The organism is Streptomyces sp. NPDC001927 (genome assembly GCF_053594455.1).
In genome coordinates this window covers 348,727-365,272 of record NZ_JBSFEN010000004.1, presented here as the reverse complement: position 1 = coordinate 365,272, position 16,546 = coordinate 348,727, and the positions used below count along the sequence as shown (strand labels likewise).

Genomic DNA, 16,546 nt, shown 5'->3' with positions numbered 1-16,546 from the left:
ACGAACCCGTACCACCAACCCGGGCTACGAGCCCGGGCTACGAACCCGGACGACGAACCCGGACGACGAACCCGGGCTACGAACCCGGACCACGAACCCGGCCTACTGCCCCGGGTTCCCCGTGGAGATCTCCAGGGTGAACTCGGCGTCGCTCTTCGACGCGTCCCCACCCGCCGGCGGGTACTGGCTGAGCACCGTGCCCTCGCCGTACGTCGCCTCGTCCACCGGGGTCTGCTTCGTCAGCTTCCACCCGGCGGCCTGGATGCAGTCCTTGACCGACTGAATGTTCTTGTACGTGAAGTCCGGGATCTCGAACTTCTCCGGGTCGTCGCTCGACTCCCTCGGCTCGGTGCACTTCTTCACGTCGATGGTCTTCGTCAGGTCAGGGCCCTTGTGCCCCGGCGCGATCGACTGGCTCTGGCTCGGGTCGCCACCCGCGCCTTCGTTCGCGTCGTCCTTGTTGAGGTTGATCACGGTGATGACACCGCCGATGACCAGCAGCGCGGCGACGGCCGCGCCCACGATCATCGGCGTGCTCCGCTGCGACCCGCCGGAGGTACCGGAGACGGAGGTGGCGCCGCCGGAGACCGGGGGCTGCGGCGACATCGTGTACGGGCCGGGGGCGGGCGTCTGGTACGCCGGGGCCGGCGGCGGGGTCGGCGCCTGCTGCGGGTACCCGTAGGAGGGCGCGGGCGCCGGCGTCGGCGGACCGTACGGACCGGGCTGGGGCGCCGGCGTGGGCTGCTGGTACGGGTACTGGACCCCGTGCGTCGACGGCGGCGGCGTCTGGCCGACCGGCGGGAAGACCGCCGAGCCGACGCCCGCGCCGCTGCTGACCGGACCGCCCGCCACGATCACCGGCGCGCTCGTCTGCCCCGCCGAGAGCACCCGCAGGCACTCGTCCTGCATCGCGGCCGCACTCGGGAAACGCTCGTTCGGGTTCTTCTTCAGCGCGCGGGCGACGAGCGCGTCCATCGCCGGGGTCACCGAGCGGTTGATGGACGACGGGGCGACCGGCTCCTCCTGGACATGCGCGTACGCGATGGCCAGCGGCGAGTCCGCGTCGAACGGCAGACGGCCCGTGAGCAGCTGGAACAGCATGATGCCGACCGAGTACAGGTCGGAGCGGGCGTCCACCGCGCGGCCCAGGGCCTGCTCGGGGGAGAGGTACTGCGGCGTGCCGACGACCATGCCCGTCTGCGTCATCGAGGTGACACCGGACTGCATGGCGCGCGCGATGCCGAAGTCCATCACCTTGACCACGCCGCGCTTGGTCATCATCACGTTGCCGGGCTTGATGTCCCGGTGGACCAGGCCCATCTCGTGGCTGGTGTCCAGGGCGGCGAGGACGTCCGCCGTCACCTTGAGGGCCTTGTCGGCGGGCATCGCGCCGAACTGCCGTACGTCGGAGGCGAGGACCGAGCCGAGCGGCTGGCCCTCGACGTACTCCATGACGATGTACGGCATGACCGAGCCGTCGAGGGTGTCCTCGCCGGTGTCGAAGACCGAGACGATGTTCGTGTGCGAAAGCTTCGCGACCGCCTGCGCCTCGCGCCGGAACCGCTCGCGGAACGACTGTTCCCGGCCGAGTTCGGTGTGCAGGGTCTTGATGGCGACCTGCCGGTCGAGTGCGCTGTCGTACGCGAGGTAGACGGAGGCCATGCCGCCCTCGCCGAGCAGGTCGCGAAGCTGGTACCGGCCGTTCGCGACCGAACCGCCCGCATAGCGGCCCTGGGCGCCGTCCTGGCTCATTCGTGCTCCCCCTACGCGCGCGTGGCGGCGCTGATCGTTAATTTCCCGGCCAAGTCTGCCCGAGGGCACCGACACGTCAAGCCGGGTGCCCGTTCCGTGACCCTCCGCGCAAGAAGCGTCTCGGAAGCGTTACACGAACCGGCCGGAATTTGCATGGGTGTACACGCGGGAGGTTGGATGGCCGGTCCACTCGGACCGTGGTGTCGGACGAAGCCTGTAGCGTGACGACGGAACGGCTCCACACGACTGACAGACGACGGCGAGGACTGATGGCACCCGAATCCGAAGCAGGCGGCGGCGGCCTGTCGGGCGCCGCCGCGGAGTCCTGGGGCGTCGGCGGAGTGGTCGGTGACGGACGGTACCGGCTGACCCACCGCCTCGGGCGCGGCGGCATGGCGGAGGTGTTCGCGGCCGAGGACGTGCGCCTGGGCCGCACGGTCGCCGTCAAGCTGCTCCGCTCCGACCTCGCCGAGGACCCGGTCTCCAAGGCCCGCTTCACGCGCGAGGCGCAGTCGGTCGCCGGCCTCAACCACCACGCGATCGTCGCGGTGTACGACTCCGGCGAGGACCTCGTCGGCGGCCACTCCGTGCCGTACATCGTGATGGAGTTGGTCGAGGGCCGCACCATCCGCGACCTGCTGATCAGCGCCGAGGCGCCGGGCCCCGAGCAGGCCCTGATCATCGTCTCCGGGGTCCTGGAGGCGCTCGCCTACTCGCACCAGCACGGCATCGTGCACCGCGACATCAAGCCGGCGAACGTGATCATCACGCACGGCGGCGCGGTGAAGGTCATGGACTTCGGCATCGCCCGCGCCCTGCACGGCGCGCAGTCGACGATGACCCAGACCGGCATGGTCATGGGCACGCCGCAGTACCTCTCCCCCGAGCAGGCCCTCGGCAAGGCCGTGGACCACCGCTCCGACCTGTACGCCACCGGCTGTCTGCTGTACGAACTCCTCGCGCTGCGGCCCCCGTTCACCGGCGAGACCCCGCTCTCGGTGGTCTACCAGCACGTCCAGGACATCCCGGTCCCGCCGTCCGAGGTCGCCCACCCCTCGCCGCCGGAGCTCGACGGGCTCGTGATGCGCTCGCTGGCGAAGGACCCGGACGACCGGTTCCAGAGCGCCGAGGAGATGCGCGGGCTCATCCAGTACGGCCTGCAGATGCTCCAGCAGGCGGGCGGCCACACGGGCACGTGGAACACCGGCCCGGTGGAGATGCACGAGGGCGGTCACACCCCGGTCGGCGGCGTCGCGGCGACGACGGCGATGGGGCACCCGATGCACCACGAGACCGCGCAGCGCCCGCTCCTGCCCCCGATGAACCCGGACGACGGCGGATACGACGGCGGCCACGGCGGCTACGGCCAGGACGGGTACGGCGGGAAGGGCCGGAAGGGCGGCCGCGGCAAGGTGCTGCTGTTCCTGTCGCTCGCGATGATCGCGATCGTGGCGGGTGTCGTGTACGCGCTCGACAAGGCCGGTCAGGCGGACAGCGACAAGCCGACGACGCCGATCACGCAGTCGCCGACCCCGTCCGCGGAGTCGCCGACGCCGTCGGAGGAGCAGAGCCAGGACACCCAGGAGCCGGACACGACGTCGAACGGCGGCAACGAGCAGCCGTGGACGAAGCCTCCGACCACTCCCCAGACGACGCCGCCGACGACGCCCCAGACGACCCCGCCGACCACGAAGCCGACGCCGACGGACGACGGTTCGGACGACGGCGGCAACACGGGCGACCCGACGGGCGATCCGACCGGCACGCCGTCGGGCGACCCCACGGACCCGCCGGACAACACCGTGCAGGGGAGCACCGGGCAGCCCGCGACGCGCGGCACCGGCTTGACCCCGTAGGACAGGCCGGAGTCACCCCGCGAACGCGTCGCGTACCGCCTCGTACTCGCGGGTCCACCACACCGCCAGGGCCGACACCGCAGGAAACTGTGGGTCGGCCCTTCGGTCGTGGAGCTGGTAGCGCCAGCGCAGTATCCAGAAGTCGTTGAGCCGCTCCCACCACACCCGGTGCACCGCCGACGCCAGCTCCGCCGCGTCCGCGCCGGCCGCACGCCGGTAGGCCCGCGCGTACGCCCGTACCTTCCCGAGCGCCAGCTCGCCCGCCGGTCGTACGAAGAAGATGGCGGCGGCCCTGACGGCCTCCTCGGCCCTGGGCTGGACGCCGAGGCGGTCCCAGTCGACGATCGCGGCCGGTTCGGCGCCCCGGTAGAGCAGGTTCAGCGGGTGGAAGTCGCCGTGCACCCAGCCGGCCGAGGCGGCGGGCGGAGGGCGGCGGTGGGCGTGCTCGGCGAGCAGCCACCGGCGTTCGAGCAGCCGGTGCTCGGCGAGCGCGTCGAAGCCGGTGCGGGGCCGGTGGGCGCGGGCGAGGCGCAGGAGCTCGTCGATGACGCGGAGGGTGTCCTCGGGGCGGGCGCTCTCGTGCCCGGCGCCGGGCGGCGGCGACTCCATCACCTGCTCCAGGCAGGTGTGGACGTGCCCGAGGAGCGCGCCGAGGCGCCGCGAACCGCCCGTGGAGAGCTGGGCGCCGTCGCGGTGGCGGCCGTCGACCCAGGGGTGCAGGGCGTAGCAGCGGCCGCCGATGACGGCGACCGTGCGGCCTGCGGAGTCGGCGAGAGGCGGGGCGACGGGCAGGCCGAGGGCGTGCAGGCGCTGGGTGGCGCGGTGCTGGCGGCTGATGGTGTCCCGGTCGGCGGTCGGGGCGTCGAGGTGCTGCTTGAGGAAGTAGGCGCCGCGGGTGGTGAAGAGGCGGTAGCCCCGATTCAGCAGGCCCTGCGTGACGGGCTCGCAGGAGAGCGGCTCACCGGCCTCCCGGTAGCGCCGCAGCAGGTCACGGACGGGCGGGGCGGGGGTGACGGCGCCGCGGGGCGCGAGGACGGCCTCGCCGCCCCGCTGGGCGAGCATGGAGGCGCCGACGACGGGCACGAACGGGGAGGCGCCGGAGAGTCCGGTGAACGGGGAGGCGCCGGAGGCGGCGAGCGGGGCGTCGCCGACACGTGGGGCGAGCACGGAATGGCTGCCGCGCGGGGCGAGCGGGACGGGGGCCGGCGGGGAGGCGCCGACGGGCGGAGCGAGCGGGACGGCGCCGACGGGCGGAGCGAGGGTTTCAAATGAGCGCGGCACCCCCCAAATGTTAGATCACGCTACGTGCTGGAGATGTCGCTCCGTGGTGTAGTCCAGCTGGTGCACGGTCACGAACTGCGGCTCGATCCGCAGGTAGATCGGCTCGAAGGGGTCGTCGTCCACCACCTGCGGGCTCGCGCCGAACGCGGTGAGCTGCTCCTCGGTCGGTTCGACGACCTCGGCGTAGCCGGTGAACTGCACGGACCACAGGTTCTCGGCGCCCGAGTTGAAGTTGTCCGCGCCGTAGGCGACGACGCTGCCCGCGCAGGCCCGGTGGTAGCCGAGGCCCCGGTGCATGCGGATCAGTACACAGCCGTCGGCCACGATGTGGCGGGCGGGGGCGACGAACGGCATCGCGCGCATGCTCGTCGCCACCCGGCCGTACGAGACGCGGTTCAGCAGCTCGATGGCGCGGATCTCCTCGGTGGACATGGCTTCCACTCTCCGCCACCGGCACCGCACCGGGAAAGGGGCGCCTGCCCCGGTTCACCGGGGACGTAGGTCCCGAATCGGGGCCCGCACCGGGTCAGGCCGAACGGGTGACCCCGCGAGGGGGTCACCGGCGCGCTCAGTGCCGTTCGGCCTGCATGCGGGCCACGTACGCCGCGGCCTGCGAACGGCGCTCCATGCCCAGCTTCGACAGCAGGCTGGAGACGTAGTTCTTGATGGTCTTCTCTGCCAGGTGGAGCCGTTCGCCGATGGCCCGGTTGGTCAGGCCCTCGCCGATCAGATCCAGGATCTTGCGCTCCTGTTCCGTCAGATTGGCGAGCTTGTCGTCACCCTTGGGGTTGTTTCCGTCCCGCAGTCGCTCCAGGACGCGGGCGGTCGCGACCGGATCGAGCAGCGACTTGCCCGCCGCCACGTCCCGTACAGCCGAAAGCAGTTCGTTCCCGCGAATGGCCTTGAGGACATAACCCGAGGCCCCGGCCATGATCGCGTCGAAAAGTGCCTCGTCATCGGCGTACGAGGTGAGCATCAGGCACTTGATGTCCTCGTTCTGCGAACGCACCTCGCGGCAGACCTCGACGCCGCTGCCGTCCGGCAGCCGCACGTCGAGCACGGCCACGTCGGGCCGGGTCGCGGGGATCCTGACGAGGGCGTCGGCCGCCGTGCCCGCCTCCCCGACCACCTCGATGTCGTCCTCCACGGAGAGCAGCTCGTGGACGCCGCGCCGGACGACTTCGTGGTCGTCCAGCAGAAATACCCGGATTTTTCCATCTTCGCGCACCCACCCAGTCTCACATATTGGCTCTTCCCGTGCCCGGGGTGTGCGGGATAACGTGCCGGTGTTCCGGCGGCCTGCGAGGCTGTTGCCAGTGCGCTGACCAGCTACTGTTCCCACATTTCTCGATTTACTTGGAAATCCAAGCAAAATCGCAGGTCAAATGGGGTTTCGCAGTAATGCGAAGCAGTGGGTAACGTGCCTATGACAGGGCGCTCGCCGGGGCACCTGTCACGCCTGACCCGGCCGAGTCGCACCCACCCCGTGCGCGCGTCCGGACAAGGCGAGCCGCACTGGCCTTTCCCGGCAACCCCGGGGGCCGGACCGACGGAGGAGTACGCACGTGACCGTGGAGAGCACTGCCGCGCGCAAGACGACGCGACGCAGCAGCGGCACCAAGCGCACGGCCGGCGCCAGCGCCGCCAGCGCCAAGAAGTCCCAGACTTCCGAGCCCGAGCTCGTACAGCTGCTGACGCCCGAAGGGGAGCGCGTCCAGCACCCCGAGTACGACATCGACCTGAGCGCCGACGAGCTGCGCGGCCTCTACCGCGACATGGTGCTCACCCGCCGCTTCGACGCCGAGGCCACCGCCCTGCAGCGCCAGGGCGAGCTGGGCCTGTGGGCCTCGCTGCTCGGCCAGGAGGCCGCGCAGATCGGCTCCGGCCGCGCTCTTCGCGACGACGACTACGTCTTCCCGACGTACCGGGAGCACGGTGTCGCCTGGTGTCGCGGGGTCGACCCGACGAACCTGCTCGGCATGTTCCGCGGTGTGAACCACGGTGGCTGGGACCCCAACACCAACAACTTCCACCTGTACACGATCGTCATCGGCTCGCAGACCCTGCACGCCACCGGCTACGCCATGGGCGTCGCCAAGGACGGCGCGGACTCGGCCGTGATCGCGTACTTCGGTGACGGCGCGTCCAGTCAGGGTGACGTCGCCGAGTCCTTCACCTTCTCCGCGGTCTACAACGCGCCCGTCGTGTTCTTCTGCCAGAACAACCAGTGGGCGATCTCCGAGCCCACCGAGAAGCAGACCCGTGTGCCGCTCTACCAGCGCGCGCAGGGCTTCGGCTTCCCCGGCGTCCGGGTCGACGGCAACGACGTCCTCGCCTGCCTGGCCGTCACCCGCTCGGCTCTCGAGCGCGCCCGCCGGGGCGAGGGCCCGACCCTCGTCGAGGCGTTCACCTACCGCATGGGCGCCCACACCACCTCCGACGACCCGACCAAGTACCGCGCCGACGAGGAGCGCGAGGCCTGGGAGGCGAAGGACCCGATCCTGCGGCTCAAGGCCTACCTGGAGCGCGAGGGTCACGCCGACGCGGCCTTCTTCGAGGCCCTGGAGACGGAGAGCGAGACGCTCGGCAAGCGCGTCCGCGAGGCCGTCCGTGCCATGCCCGACCCGGACCACATGGCGATCTTCGAGAATGTCTACGCCGACGGCCACGCGCTCGTCGACGAGGAGCGCGCGCAGTTCGCCGCCTACCAGGCGTCGTTCGCGGACGGAGGGGCCGAGTAATCATGGCTGTTCAGAAGCTTCCCCTGGCCAAGGCGATCAACGAATCGCTCCGCACGGCCCTGGAGAACGACCCCAAGGTCCTCATCATGGGCGAGGACGTCGGCAAGCTCGGCGGCGTCTTCCGGGTCACCGACGGTCTGCAGAAGGACTTCGGCGAGGACCGGGTCATCGACACCCCGCTCGCCGAGTCGGGCATCGTCGGCACCGCGATCGGTCTGGCCCTGCGCGGCTACCGGCCCGTCGTCGAGATCCAGTTCGACGGTTTCGTCTTCCCCGCGTACGACCAGATCGTCACGCAGCTCGCCAAGATGCACGCCCGCGCGCTCGGCAAGATCAAGCTGCCGGTCGTCATCCGGATCCCGTACGGCGGTGGCATCGGCGCCGTCGAGCACCACTCGGAGTCCCCCGAGGCGCTCTTCGCGCACGTCCCCGGCCTCAAGGTCGTCTCGCCGTCCACCTCTTCGGACGCGTACTGGATGCTCCAGCAGGCCATCCAGAGCGACGACCCGGTCATCTTCTTCGAGCCCAAGCGCCGCTACTGGGACAAGAGCGAGGTCGACACCGACGCGATCCCGGGCGAGCTGCACAAGGCCCGCGTCGCCCGCGAAGGCGCGGACCTCACGCTCGCCGCGTACGGCCCGATGGTGAAGGTCTGCCTGGAGGCCGCCGCGGCCGCCCAGGAGGAGGGCAAGTCGGTGGAGGTCCTGGACCTGCGCTCGATGTCCCCGATCGACTTCGACACCATCCAGACCTCGGTCGAGAAGACCCGCCGCCTGGTCGTGGTCCACGAGGCCCCGGTCTTCTACGGCTCCGGCGCGGAGATCGCCGCCCGGATCACCGAGCGCTGCTTCTACCACCTGGAGGCCCCCGTCCTGCGGGTCGGCGGCTACCACGCGCCGTATCCGCCGGCGCGCCTGGAGGAGGAGTACCTGCCGGGTCTGGACCGCGTGCTCGACGCCGTCGACCGCTCGCTGGCGTACTGACGGGCTGAGGAGAGCATCGTGACGATCCGCGAATTCAAAATGCCCGACGTGGGCGAGGGCCTCACCGAGGCCGAGATCCTCAAGTGGTACGTCCAGCCGGGCGACACGGTCGCCGACGGTCAGGTCGTGTGCGAGGTCGAGACGGCGAAGGCGGCCGTCGAGCTGCCGATCCCGTTCGACGGCACGGTCCACGAACTGCGCTTCCCCGAGGGCACGACGGTCGACGTCGGCCAGGTCATCATCTCGGTGAACGTGGGCGGAGAGGCGCCCGCCGCCGCCCCCGTGGCGGCGGAGGCCCCGGCTCCCGTCGTGGAAGCACCGGCTCCCGTCGCCGAGGACGAGGAGCCGCAGGGCCGGCAGCCGGTCCTGGTCGGCTACGGCGTGGCCGCGAGCTCGACCAAGCGCCGGGCGCGCAAGGGCGCGCCCGTGCCCGCGCAGGCCGCCGCCGCGATCCAGGGCGAGCTCAACGGGCACGGCGGCTCCACCGCGACCGCCACCCGCCCGCTGGCCAAGCCCCCGGTGCGGAAGCTGGCCAAGGACCTGGGCGTGGACCTGGCGACGGTCACCCCGACCGGCCCGGACGGGATCATCACCCGCGAGGACGTCCACGCGGCGGCCGCTCCGGCAGCGGCCCCGGCGGCTGTCCCTGCGGCTCCGGCCCCGGCCCCGGCGGTCCAGGCCCCGGTGGCGGCCCCGGCTCCCGTGGCCGTGCCCGTCGAGGTGGGCGCCCGGGAGACGCGTACCCCCATCAAGGGCGTACGGAAGGCCACGGCGGCGGCGATGGTCGGCTCGGCCTTCACCGCGCCGCACGTCACCGAGTTCGTGACCTTCGACATCACGCGCACCATGAAGCTGGTCGAGGAGCTCAAGTCCGACAAGGACATGGCGGGCCTGCGGGTCAACCCGCTGCTCCTCATCGCCAAGGCCGTCCTGGTCGCCGTCCGGCGCAACCCGGAGATCAACGCGGCCTGGGACGAGGCGAACCAGGAGATCGTGCTCAAGCACTACGTCAACCTGGGCATCGCCGCGGCCACCCCGCGCGGTCTGATCGTGCCGAACATCAAGGACGCGCACGCCCAGACCCTGCCCGAGCTGTCGACGTCCCTGAGCGAGCTGGTCGCCACCGCCCGCGACGGCAAGACGACCCCGGCGGCGATGCAGGGCGGCACGTTCACCATCACCAACGTCGGCGTCTTCGGCGTCGACACCGGTACGCCCATCCTGAACCCGGGTGAGTCCGCGATCCTCGCGGTCGGCGCGATCAAGCTCCAGCCCTGGGTCCACAAGGGCAAGGTGAAGCCGCGTCAGGTCACCACGCTGGCCCTCTCCTTCGACCACCGTCTGGTCGACGGCGAACTGGGCTCCAAGTTCCTCGCGGACATCGCGGCGATCCTGGAGCAGCCGAAGAGGCTCATCACCTGGGCGTAAGAGTTCAGTTGGGATGTTTCACGTGAAACGCCCGGTCGGGGACGATGCGGTCCCCCGGCCGGGCGTTTCGTGCATCCGTACGACGACGCCCTGCGCTACCTGCTGACCGCGCGTCGCGGGACGGCCCGGAGGCCGAGTGCGAAGCCGAGCGCGAACCGGCTCGAGCAGCCGTACTCCTGCATGAGCTGACGCACCCGTCGCTGGACGGTTCGTTTGCTCAGGGCAAGAGTGCGGGAGATGCGATCGTCGCTCCACCCCCGTACGAGCAACGCGACGATGTACTGGTTGTCCACGGTGTCGTGCACGCCTAGTGTCCTCCTGCTTCCGCAGCCCCCGGGTCTTGGCGATTACGGCCACGGTAACCGCTTCCACATGCCCTTCTGTACAGGTTCTTTCGGCCACCTGTCCTAGTCGGTTGTGACTGGCGGGAAGACGACAGGTTGCCCCCACTTGGCCCTCAGGGGGCGGGAGTTCGCCGTTAGCGTTCGGAATCGCAAGGCAGTTCCACCCCATTCGCCCAACGGAGGAAAGACCTTGAAGATTCGATTCGCCGCACTGGCCGCCGTCGCCGGCATCTCCAGCGTCCTCGCCCTCTCCGCCCCCGCGCAGGCGGCGCAGCCCGCGGAGACCGACATACAGGTGGCGCAGCCCGCCGACGCCTCCGCGGCTGCCGACTACACGCTCTGCGCGACCATCTACACCAACGGCACGGCCGCCGGGCGGGGCTGTTTCTCCTCGTACGGGGACAAGTTCACGATGGACGACTACAAGGCCGACGGCCTGCGGGTTGTCGCCGAGTGGTACACCGACTACGGACGCAGCGGCGAGTGCCACTACACCGCGGGCGCCGACGCGAACCCGGGCGTGTGCAACTACGACATGCGCGAGGACGGCAAGGTCAACTTCCGCGTGGCGGTCCGCAACGGCGCCGACGCCGCGAACTCGGCGGCCACCAGCTGGTCCGGCTACGTCCCGATCGGCGGCTGACGGCTTCGGAGCCCTCGCGCCGGACAGGCCCGTCCGCATCGCGGACGGGCCTGCCTGTTGCACCCCTGTTGTATCTATGCTGTGCGCATGCCATCAGCGCCTCCCGCGGCCGACCGCGTCTACATGCACGTCAAGCAGGCCGTCCTCGACCGCCGCTACGAGGGAGGGACGCTGCTCACCGAGGGCGAACTCGCCCAGGCCGTCGGGGTCTCCCGCACCCCCGTACGGGAAGCGCTGCTGAAGCTGGAGATGGAAGGGCTGCTCAAGCTCTACCCCAAGAAGGGCGCCCTCGTCCTCGCGGTCTCCGCGCAGGAGATCGCCGACGTCGTCGAGACCCGGCTGCTCGTCGAGGAGTTCGCCGTCCGCCGGGCCGTCCCCGCCTCCGCCGCGCTCGTCGAGCGGCTCGAAGAGCTCCTGGAGGAGCAGAAGCGGCGCGCCGAGGCCGGGGACCTCGCCGAGGTCGCCGCCACCGACCGCTGCTTCCACGCGGAGATCGTCAAGTACGCCGGCAACCAGATCCTCGCCCGCCTCTACGACCAGCTGCGCGACCGTCAGCTGCGGATGGGCGTCGCCGTCATGCAGTCCCAGCCCGACCGGATCGCCAAGAACATCACCGAGCACGCCGAGATCCTGGAGCGGATCAAGGCCGGTGACACGGAGGGCGCGGCCCACTGCGTCCGCCAGCACCTGAGCTGGGTCAAGGTCCTGGTCCGGGGTGAGGCGAGGTGAGCCGCGACGGATACGGTTCCGCCGTCACCCTCCCCGGCGACCCGCCCGGCGGCCGGCGCGCCGCCCTCGTCTGGGGCGTCGGTGTAGGCGTCTACTTCGTCGCCGTCATCTTCCGTACGTCCCTGGGCGTCGCCGGACTCGACGCCGCCGACCGCTTCGACGTCAACGCCTCCGCGCTCTCCACCTTCTCCATACTCCAGCTGCTGGTCTACGCCGGCATGCAGATACCCGTCGGCCTGATGGTCGACCGGCTCGGCACCAAGAAGGTGCTGACCATCGGCGTCGTGCTCTTCACCGTCGGCCAGCTGGGCTTCGCGCTCTCCCCCTCGTACGGCACCGCACTCGCCGCCCGCGCACTGCTCGGCTGCGGAGACGCGATGACCTTCATCAGCGTGCTGCGGCTCGGCACCCGCTGGTTCCCCGCCCGGCGCGGCCCGCTCATCGCCCAGGTCGCCGCGCTCTTCGGGATGGCCGGCAACCTCGTCTCGACGATCTTCATCGCCCGCGCCCTGCACGACCTCGGCTGGACGACCACGTTCGTCGGCAGCTCGATCGCGGGCGTCGTCGTCCTCGTCCTGCTGCTGCTCTTCCTCAAGGACCACCCCGAGGGCCACGAACCGCCGCCCGCGCCGCACGCCGGGGCCGCGTTCGTCCGCCGTCAGATCACCGAGTCCTGGCGGGAGCCCGGCACCCGGCTCGGCATGTGGGTGCACTTCACGACCCAGTTCCCGGCGATGGTGTTCCTGCTCCTGTGGGGCCTGCCGTTCCTGGTCGAGGCCCAGGGCCTCTCGCGGGGCGTCGCCGGGGAGCTGCTGACGCTGGTCGTGCTCTCCAACATGGTGGTGGGCCTCGCGTACGGGCAGATCATCGCCCGGCACCACACCGCCCGCGCCCCGCTCGCCCTCGGCACGGTCGCGGCGACCGCGCTGGTGTGGGGCGCCACCCTCGCGTACCCCGCCGACCGGGCGCCGATGTGGCTCCTGATCACGCTCTGCGCGGTCCTCGGCGCCTGCGGGCCCGCCTCGATGATCGGCTTCGACTTCGCCCGCCCGGCGAACCCGCCGGAGCGTCAGGGAACGGCCTCCGGAATCGTCAACATGGGTGGTTTCACCGCCTCGATGACGACGCTGCTCGCGGTCGGCATCCTCCTCGACGCCACCGGCGACAACTACCGGATCGCCTTCGCGTCGGTCTTCGTCCTGGAGGCGCTGGGCGTCGTACAGATCCTGCGGCTGAAGGCCCGTACGGCCCGGCGGGAGAAGGAACGCCTGGTGGCGAGCCGCGTCGAGGCGGTCCACGTACCGGCGTAGAAGCTCCTGCCCGCGCCTCAGGCCGTGGCCGGCCTCACGGAGTCACGGCGAAGTTGTCCAGGATGGCCTGGGCCAGCTCCGTGTCGCCCTCGATCTTGATCCGGTCGGCGACGGCCGCCGGCCGGACCCGGCCGCAGGCGAGGCGTACGTACGTCTCCCAGTCGAGCGCCAGCGTCACCGCCGGGCCGAGCGAGGGCGCGCCGTCGACCGAGCCGCGGCCCTCCGCGTCCACCCGGACCGTCCGCAGGAACTCCACCGGCCCGTGCACGTCGACGACGACCGCCGAGTTCGGGGGCGCGCCCGCGTCCTTCGCGACGACCTTGGCCAGCCCCACGAGCAGGTTGTCCCGGACCACGAGCGCGCCGGGGGAGTCCAGGTTGCCCGGCTTGCCGAGGGCGGTCCGCAGGTCCTGCTCGTGCACCCAGACGTCGAAGGCGCGCATCCGGTAGGCCACTTCCAGGGTCTGCTCGGCGCCGAGGGGGGCGCGGATCAGGTGGTCGGGCTGCCGGTTCTCGTTGCGGAGCTGGCGGGCGCGGCGGATCAGGATGTACTCGAGCTCCGAGGTCATCTCGGGGCCGGTGTGGTGCCGGCGCACATCGACCTGCATCTCCATGTAGCGGGAGAACTCACCGCGTACGTGGTAGAGATCGCGGGGCAGCGAGTGGATGGGGCGCGGGTCGCCCAGCATCTCGCACTCCATGCCGATCACATGGGACACGATGTCGCGCACCGACCAGCCCGGGCACGGTGTCGCGCGGTTCCATTCGCCTTCCACGAGCGGCTGCACCAACTCGGCTATCGCTTCGATGGAGTGGGTCCAGGCGTCGGCGTAGGTCTGGAGGCTGGGATGGACGGTCACGGGACCCCTCGGCGGTTCTGCGGTGCACGGGCTGACGATCGAGCGGACAGGCGGGCTGGAGACTGCGTGGGAGGCTCGGACGCTAAGTTACGCTGCCCGAAGGCACCCCGGCAGTGCTTTCGTGTGACGATCGTAGGCCTGTGTTGACGGTTCGAATGCCAGGACGGTGGTAGTGTGCGCGCCTCCCTCATCCAGATCGCAGTAGACCCGGACGAACCGGTCGTTTCGCGCCGTGCGCGGGTGGCCGAGCTGGTACGGGCGGAGCGCGGCGCCGCGGATCTCGTGGTCCTGCCGGAGCTGTGGCCGATGGGCGCGTTCGCCTACGAGCTGTTCGCGGCGGAGTCGGAACCGCTGCACGGTCCCACGTACGAGGCGATGGCGGCGGCCGCGCGCGACGCGGGGGTCTGGCTGCACGCGGGCTCGATCGTCGAGGCGGCGGCGGGCGCCCTCTACAACACCTCGCTGATCTTCTCCCCGACCGGGGACCTGGCCGCTCACTACCGCAAGATCCACCGCTTCGGCTTCGACAAGGGCGAGGCCGTGATGATGGCGGCGGGCGAGGAGCTGGTGACGTTCACGGCCCCGGACGCGGACCCGGCTGCGGACCTCACCGTTGGTGTGGCGACCTGCTACGACCTGCGCTTCCCGGAGCTGTTCCGGGGCCTGGTGGACGCGGGCGCCCAGGCCTTCGTCGTCCCGGCGGGCTGGCCGGCCCGCCGCCGCGCCCACTGGACGCTCCTCGCGCAGGCGCGGGCGGTGGAGAACCAGGCTTACATGCTGGCCTGCGGCACGGCCGGCACTCACGCGGGCGTGGAACAGGCGGGCCACTCGATCGTCGTGGACCCCTGGGGCGAGGTCCTCGCGGAGGCGGGCCCGGACGAGGAGATCCTGCGCGTGGAGCTGGACGTGGCGCGGGTGACGACGACGAGGGAGCAGTTCCCGGCGCTCAAGGACAGGGTGTTGGGGCGCTAGGCAGTGTCAGGGGGAGCACGGCTCGTAGAGCACGTCGGTTCTGAGGGTTGTTTTCGTCCCCTCAAGAAGGGGGGCCGAGTCGTGAAGCGTCCGATGCCAGAAGAGGAGCGCATCGCCCGGTTCGGGGCGGTGGGCGCTCAGTATTTCCTCAGGCTCTGCCGGCCGGGGCCAGTCCGAGAAGTCGCGTTGCGCAAAGGGAAGTTCGTTCTGCTTGTCGGCGATGAACCGCGTTTCTCCGCCCACTGCCTCGTACGACAGGTAGACGACGACCGTCAGGTGAGTTCGCGTTCCGTCGGGGGCGAAATAGGGCGAATCGTAGTGCGGGACAAGAAATCCGCCGTGTTCGTACCTGATGAAGCGCATGCGCGGATTGACGGACGCCGGCTTCCAGGACCTTCCGTCTGAATCCGTCGGATCGTCCGGTCCTACTTCGAACGGCAGAAACGTCCGCAGTCTGCGGTAGAACTCTGCCGCCAAGACTTCGGATTCGGCCGTGGCACGGAGCGAGCCGACCGGATCTCCCTCTGTGTAGTTGGCGGCGATGCCGTCCAGACCCACCGGCGCAAAGCGCTGGGCAGCGAGTTCGGTCGCGAATGCCTCCACTTCGGCCGGAGTGAGGAAATGGCGAATCACCCTGGCATCGACGTGTGGGATCTCCGCCTCGGTCGGGGCCCATGAGTCATCGGCGGATATTCGGCTCAGCATTTCTTCGGAGAGGTCGAAGGGATTTACCGGCATTACGAACATGCTCACTTATCCGTCCTGAGGTCATTGTCGATGCCGCCTCGGCCGCAACTCTTCGAGGGTTTGCAGTGCAGGCGGGCGGCTGGTGCGCGCGTCGGCACGGCTCCGGGCTCGTGCTCGACGGCACGGCCGTGCGCGCGGCGGCGGATCGAGGCCCCTGGAGTCAACACCCGCAGGGAGCGGGGCCGCTGAGCGATTATCGTCACAGTGACGAGATTAGACGGGGGTGAACCCACAAAGCAAGCAGGACGCCCCCGACGCGGCGGAAGGGGGCGGGAGGCGGGCCGCAGGTGGAGGGGCGATCGCGACCAGGTTCGGCAAGCTCGCCGACCGCTGCCGCGTCGGAGTCGTCCTGGCCTCGCTGATCCTCTGGCGCCGCGAGCCGGCCAGGTGATCACTTGTCAGACACTGCCTAGTCCTCCCGCTCCCGCTCGGCCATGCGGATCACGCACACCGCGACGGCGATGAGGAGCGCCGTGTCGGTGTCCTCGCGGACGACGTTCACGGCGTACGTGTCGCGGACGCGGAACCACTGCCGGGAGATGTGGGCGAGGAGCTCGCCGTCGTACTCGACGGTGAACTCGCGGTCCAGGATCCGCCCGCTGACGTCCAGCTCGGTGCCTTCGACGAGGGTGACCCGGTAGTGGTTGCGGAGCAGCGAGAGCCGCTTCCTGCGGATGGTGGCGAGCGGCCGCTCGTCCCGCTCGATGGTCATCGCGTCCCGCAGGCTGAACATCTTCTGCCGCAGCGTGACCAGGACCTGCCCGAGCGGATCCTTCAGCTCCAGCGTGTCCCGCAGCCGCAGGGCCTTCCCGTCGACGAGGAAGGCGTGCCGACCGCGCTCGTCCTCGATCCAGTAGTCGTCGCCGATCGCGAAGATTTTGTCCCGTACGAGATATTTCAT

17 protein-coding genes are annotated in these 16,546 nt (G+C 70.6%); 9 read left to right on the top strand and 8 right to left on the bottom strand.

What is annotated here, in order from left to right; all coding sequences use genetic code 11:
* Positions 1-102: 102 nt before the first annotated feature.
* Complete coding sequence (locus tag ACWCO8_RS12245; RefSeq protein WP_451032179.1) at positions 103-1,752, bottom strand: protein kinase domain-containing protein; 1,650 nt, start codon at positions 1,750-1,752, stop codon at positions 103-105.
* 269 nt (positions 1,753-2,021) lie between these two features.
* Between ACWCO8_RS12245 and ACWCO8_RS12240 the strand changes: the two genes are divergently transcribed.
* Complete coding sequence (locus ACWCO8_RS12240) at positions 2,022-3,608, top strand: protein kinase domain-containing protein (protein ID WP_451032178.1); 1,587 nt, start codon at positions 2,022-2,024, stop codon at positions 3,606-3,608.
* Between the two features lie 12 nt (positions 3,609-3,620).
* Here the strand turns inward: ACWCO8_RS12240 and ACWCO8_RS12235 are convergent, their stop codons facing one another.
* The 3 genes from ACWCO8_RS12235 to ACWCO8_RS12225 all read right to left on the bottom strand — a co-directional run bounded on the left by ACWCO8_RS12235 (position 3,621) and on the right by ACWCO8_RS12225 (position 6,117).
* Complete coding sequence (locus ACWCO8_RS12235; RefSeq protein ID WP_451032399.1) at positions 3,621-4,670, bottom strand: phosphotransferase; 1,050 nt, start codon at positions 4,668-4,670, stop codon at positions 3,621-3,623.
* Positions 4,671-4,904: 234 nt separating this feature from the next.
* Complete coding sequence (locus tag ACWCO8_RS12230; protein WP_451032177.1) at positions 4,905-5,321, bottom strand: pyridoxamine 5'-phosphate oxidase family protein; 417 nt, start codon at positions 5,319-5,321, stop codon at positions 4,905-4,907.
* A 136-nt stretch (positions 5,322-5,457) separates the two neighbouring features.
* Positions 5,458-6,117: a response regulator transcription factor gene (locus ACWCO8_RS12225; RefSeq protein ID WP_361960018.1), complete on the bottom strand. Its 660-nt coding sequence runs from the start codon at positions 6,115-6,117 to the stop codon at positions 5,458-5,460.
* A 337-nt stretch (positions 6,118-6,454) separates the two neighbouring features.
* Between ACWCO8_RS12225 and pdhA the strand changes: the two genes are divergently transcribed.
* Genes pdhA through ACWCO8_RS12210 form a run of 3 tightly spaced genes read left to right on the top strand, consistent with a single transcriptional unit; the run spans position 6,455 to position 10,041 of the window.
* The gene (gene pdhA, locus ACWCO8_RS12220) at positions 6,455-7,630 is read left to right on the top strand and encodes a pyruvate dehydrogenase (acetyl-transferring) E1 component subunit alpha (RefSeq protein WP_451032176.1); all 1,176 of its coding nucleotides are present in this window, start codon (positions 6,455-6,457) and stop codon (positions 7,628-7,630) included.
* Positions 7,631-7,632: 2 nt separating this feature from the next.
* Positions 7,633-8,613: an alpha-ketoacid dehydrogenase subunit beta gene (locus ACWCO8_RS12215; protein WP_451032175.1), complete on the top strand. Its 981-nt coding sequence runs from the start codon at positions 7,633-7,635 to the stop codon at positions 8,611-8,613.
* Positions 8,614-8,652: 39 nt separating this feature from the next.
* The gene (locus ACWCO8_RS12210) at positions 8,653-10,041 is read left to right on the top strand and encodes a dihydrolipoamide acetyltransferase family protein (protein ID WP_451032398.1); all 1,389 of its coding nucleotides are present in this window, start codon (positions 8,653-8,655) and stop codon (positions 10,039-10,041) included.
* A gap of 95 nt (positions 10,042-10,136) precedes the next feature.
* Here the strand turns inward: ACWCO8_RS12210 and ACWCO8_RS12205 are convergent, their stop codons facing one another.
* Entirely contained in the window at positions 10,137-10,346 is a 210-nt protein-coding gene (locus ACWCO8_RS12205) for a hypothetical protein (RefSeq protein ID WP_451032174.1), read from the bottom strand.
* A gap of 229 nt (positions 10,347-10,575) precedes the next feature.
* Between ACWCO8_RS12205 and ACWCO8_RS12200 the strand changes: the two genes are divergently transcribed.
* The 3 genes from ACWCO8_RS12200 (at position 10,576) to ACWCO8_RS12190 (ending at position 13,067) form a co-directional block, all read left to right on the top strand.
* Entirely contained in the window at positions 10,576-11,028 is a 453-nt protein-coding gene (locus tag ACWCO8_RS12200) for a hypothetical protein (protein ID WP_451032173.1), read from the top strand.
* An 87-nt stretch (positions 11,029-11,115) separates the two neighbouring features.
* On the top strand, positions 11,116-11,757 hold the full coding sequence (locus tag ACWCO8_RS12195) for a GntR family transcriptional regulator (RefSeq protein ID WP_362005545.1): 642 nt from the start codon (positions 11,116-11,118) through the stop codon (positions 11,755-11,757).
* Positions 11,754-13,067: an MFS transporter gene (locus tag ACWCO8_RS12190; RefSeq protein ID WP_451032172.1), complete on the top strand. Its 1,314-nt coding sequence runs from the start codon at positions 11,754-11,756 to the stop codon at positions 13,065-13,067. The genes ACWCO8_RS12195 and ACWCO8_RS12190 overlap by 4 nt, the downstream gene beginning before the upstream one ends.
* A gap of 34 nt (positions 13,068-13,101) precedes the next feature.
* Here ACWCO8_RS12190 and ACWCO8_RS12185 read toward each other — a convergent pair whose 3' ends face one another.
* Positions 13,102-13,926: a maleylpyruvate isomerase family mycothiol-dependent enzyme gene (locus tag ACWCO8_RS12185; protein WP_451032171.1), complete on the bottom strand. Its 825-nt coding sequence runs from the start codon at positions 13,924-13,926 to the stop codon at positions 13,102-13,104.
* Between the two features lie 174 nt (positions 13,927-14,100).
* Between ACWCO8_RS12185 and ACWCO8_RS12180 the strand changes: the two genes are divergently transcribed.
* Complete coding sequence (locus tag ACWCO8_RS12180; protein ID WP_451032170.1) at positions 14,101-14,898, top strand: carbon-nitrogen family hydrolase; 798 nt, start codon at positions 14,101-14,103, stop codon at positions 14,896-14,898.
* A gap of 6 nt (positions 14,899-14,904) precedes the next feature.
* Here ACWCO8_RS12180 and ACWCO8_RS12175 read toward each other — a convergent pair whose 3' ends face one another.
* Positions 14,905-15,645: a 2OG-Fe(II) oxygenase gene (locus ACWCO8_RS12175; RefSeq protein WP_451032397.1), complete on the bottom strand. Its 741-nt coding sequence runs from the start codon at positions 15,643-15,645 to the stop codon at positions 14,905-14,907.
* A 223-nt stretch (positions 15,646-15,868) separates the two neighbouring features.
* On the opposite strand from ACWCO8_RS12175, the gene ACWCO8_RS12170 reads away from it, so the two are divergent.
* A complete protein-coding gene (locus ACWCO8_RS12170; protein ID WP_451032169.1) occupies positions 15,869-16,036 on the top strand; it encodes a hypothetical protein in 168 nt (55 codons plus the stop codon).
* 18 nt (positions 16,037-16,054) lie between these two features.
* On the opposite strand, the gene ACWCO8_RS12165 is transcribed toward ACWCO8_RS12170, so the two are convergent.
* Positions 16,055-16,546, bottom strand: a complete 492-nt coding sequence (locus tag ACWCO8_RS12165) for an LURP-one-related/scramblase family protein (protein WP_362005556.1) — start codon at positions 16,544-16,546, stop codon at positions 16,055-16,057.

Excerpts from the sequence above, each read along its gene's own strand:
- ACWCO8_RS12245 (WP_451032179.1), bottom strand. The coding sequence starts at position 1,752 with ATGAGCCAGGACGGCGCCCAGGGCCGCTATGCGGGCGGTTCGGTCGCG.
- ACWCO8_RS12240 (WP_451032178.1), top strand. The coding sequence starts at position 2,022 with ATGGCACCCGAATCCGAAGCAGGCGGCGGCGGCCTGTCGGGCGCCGCC.
- ACWCO8_RS12235 (WP_451032399.1), bottom strand. The coding sequence starts at position 4,670 with ATGCTCGCCCAGCGGGGCGGCGAGGCCGTCCTCGCGCCCCGCGGCGCC.
- ACWCO8_RS12230 (WP_451032177.1), bottom strand. The coding sequence starts at position 5,321 with ATGTCCACCGAGGAGATCCGCGCCATCGAGCTGCTGAACCGCGTCTCG.
- ACWCO8_RS12215 (WP_451032175.1), top strand. The coding sequence starts at position 7,633 with ATGGCTGTTCAGAAGCTTCCCCTGGCCAAGGCGATCAACGAATCGCTC.
- ACWCO8_RS12210 (WP_451032398.1), top strand. The coding sequence starts at position 8,653 with ATGCCCGACGTGGGCGAGGGCCTCACCGAGGCCGAGATCCTCAAGTGG.
- ACWCO8_RS12195 (WP_362005545.1), top strand. The coding sequence starts at position 11,116 with ATGCCATCAGCGCCTCCCGCGGCCGACCGCGTCTACATGCACGTCAAG.
- ACWCO8_RS12175 (WP_451032397.1), bottom strand. The coding sequence starts at position 15,645 with ATGTTCGTAATGCCGGTAAATCCCTTCGACCTCTCCGAAGAAATGCTG.
- ACWCO8_RS12165 (WP_362005556.1), bottom strand. The coding sequence starts at position 16,546 with ATGAAATATCTCGTACGGGACAAAATCTTCGCGATCGGCGACGACTAC.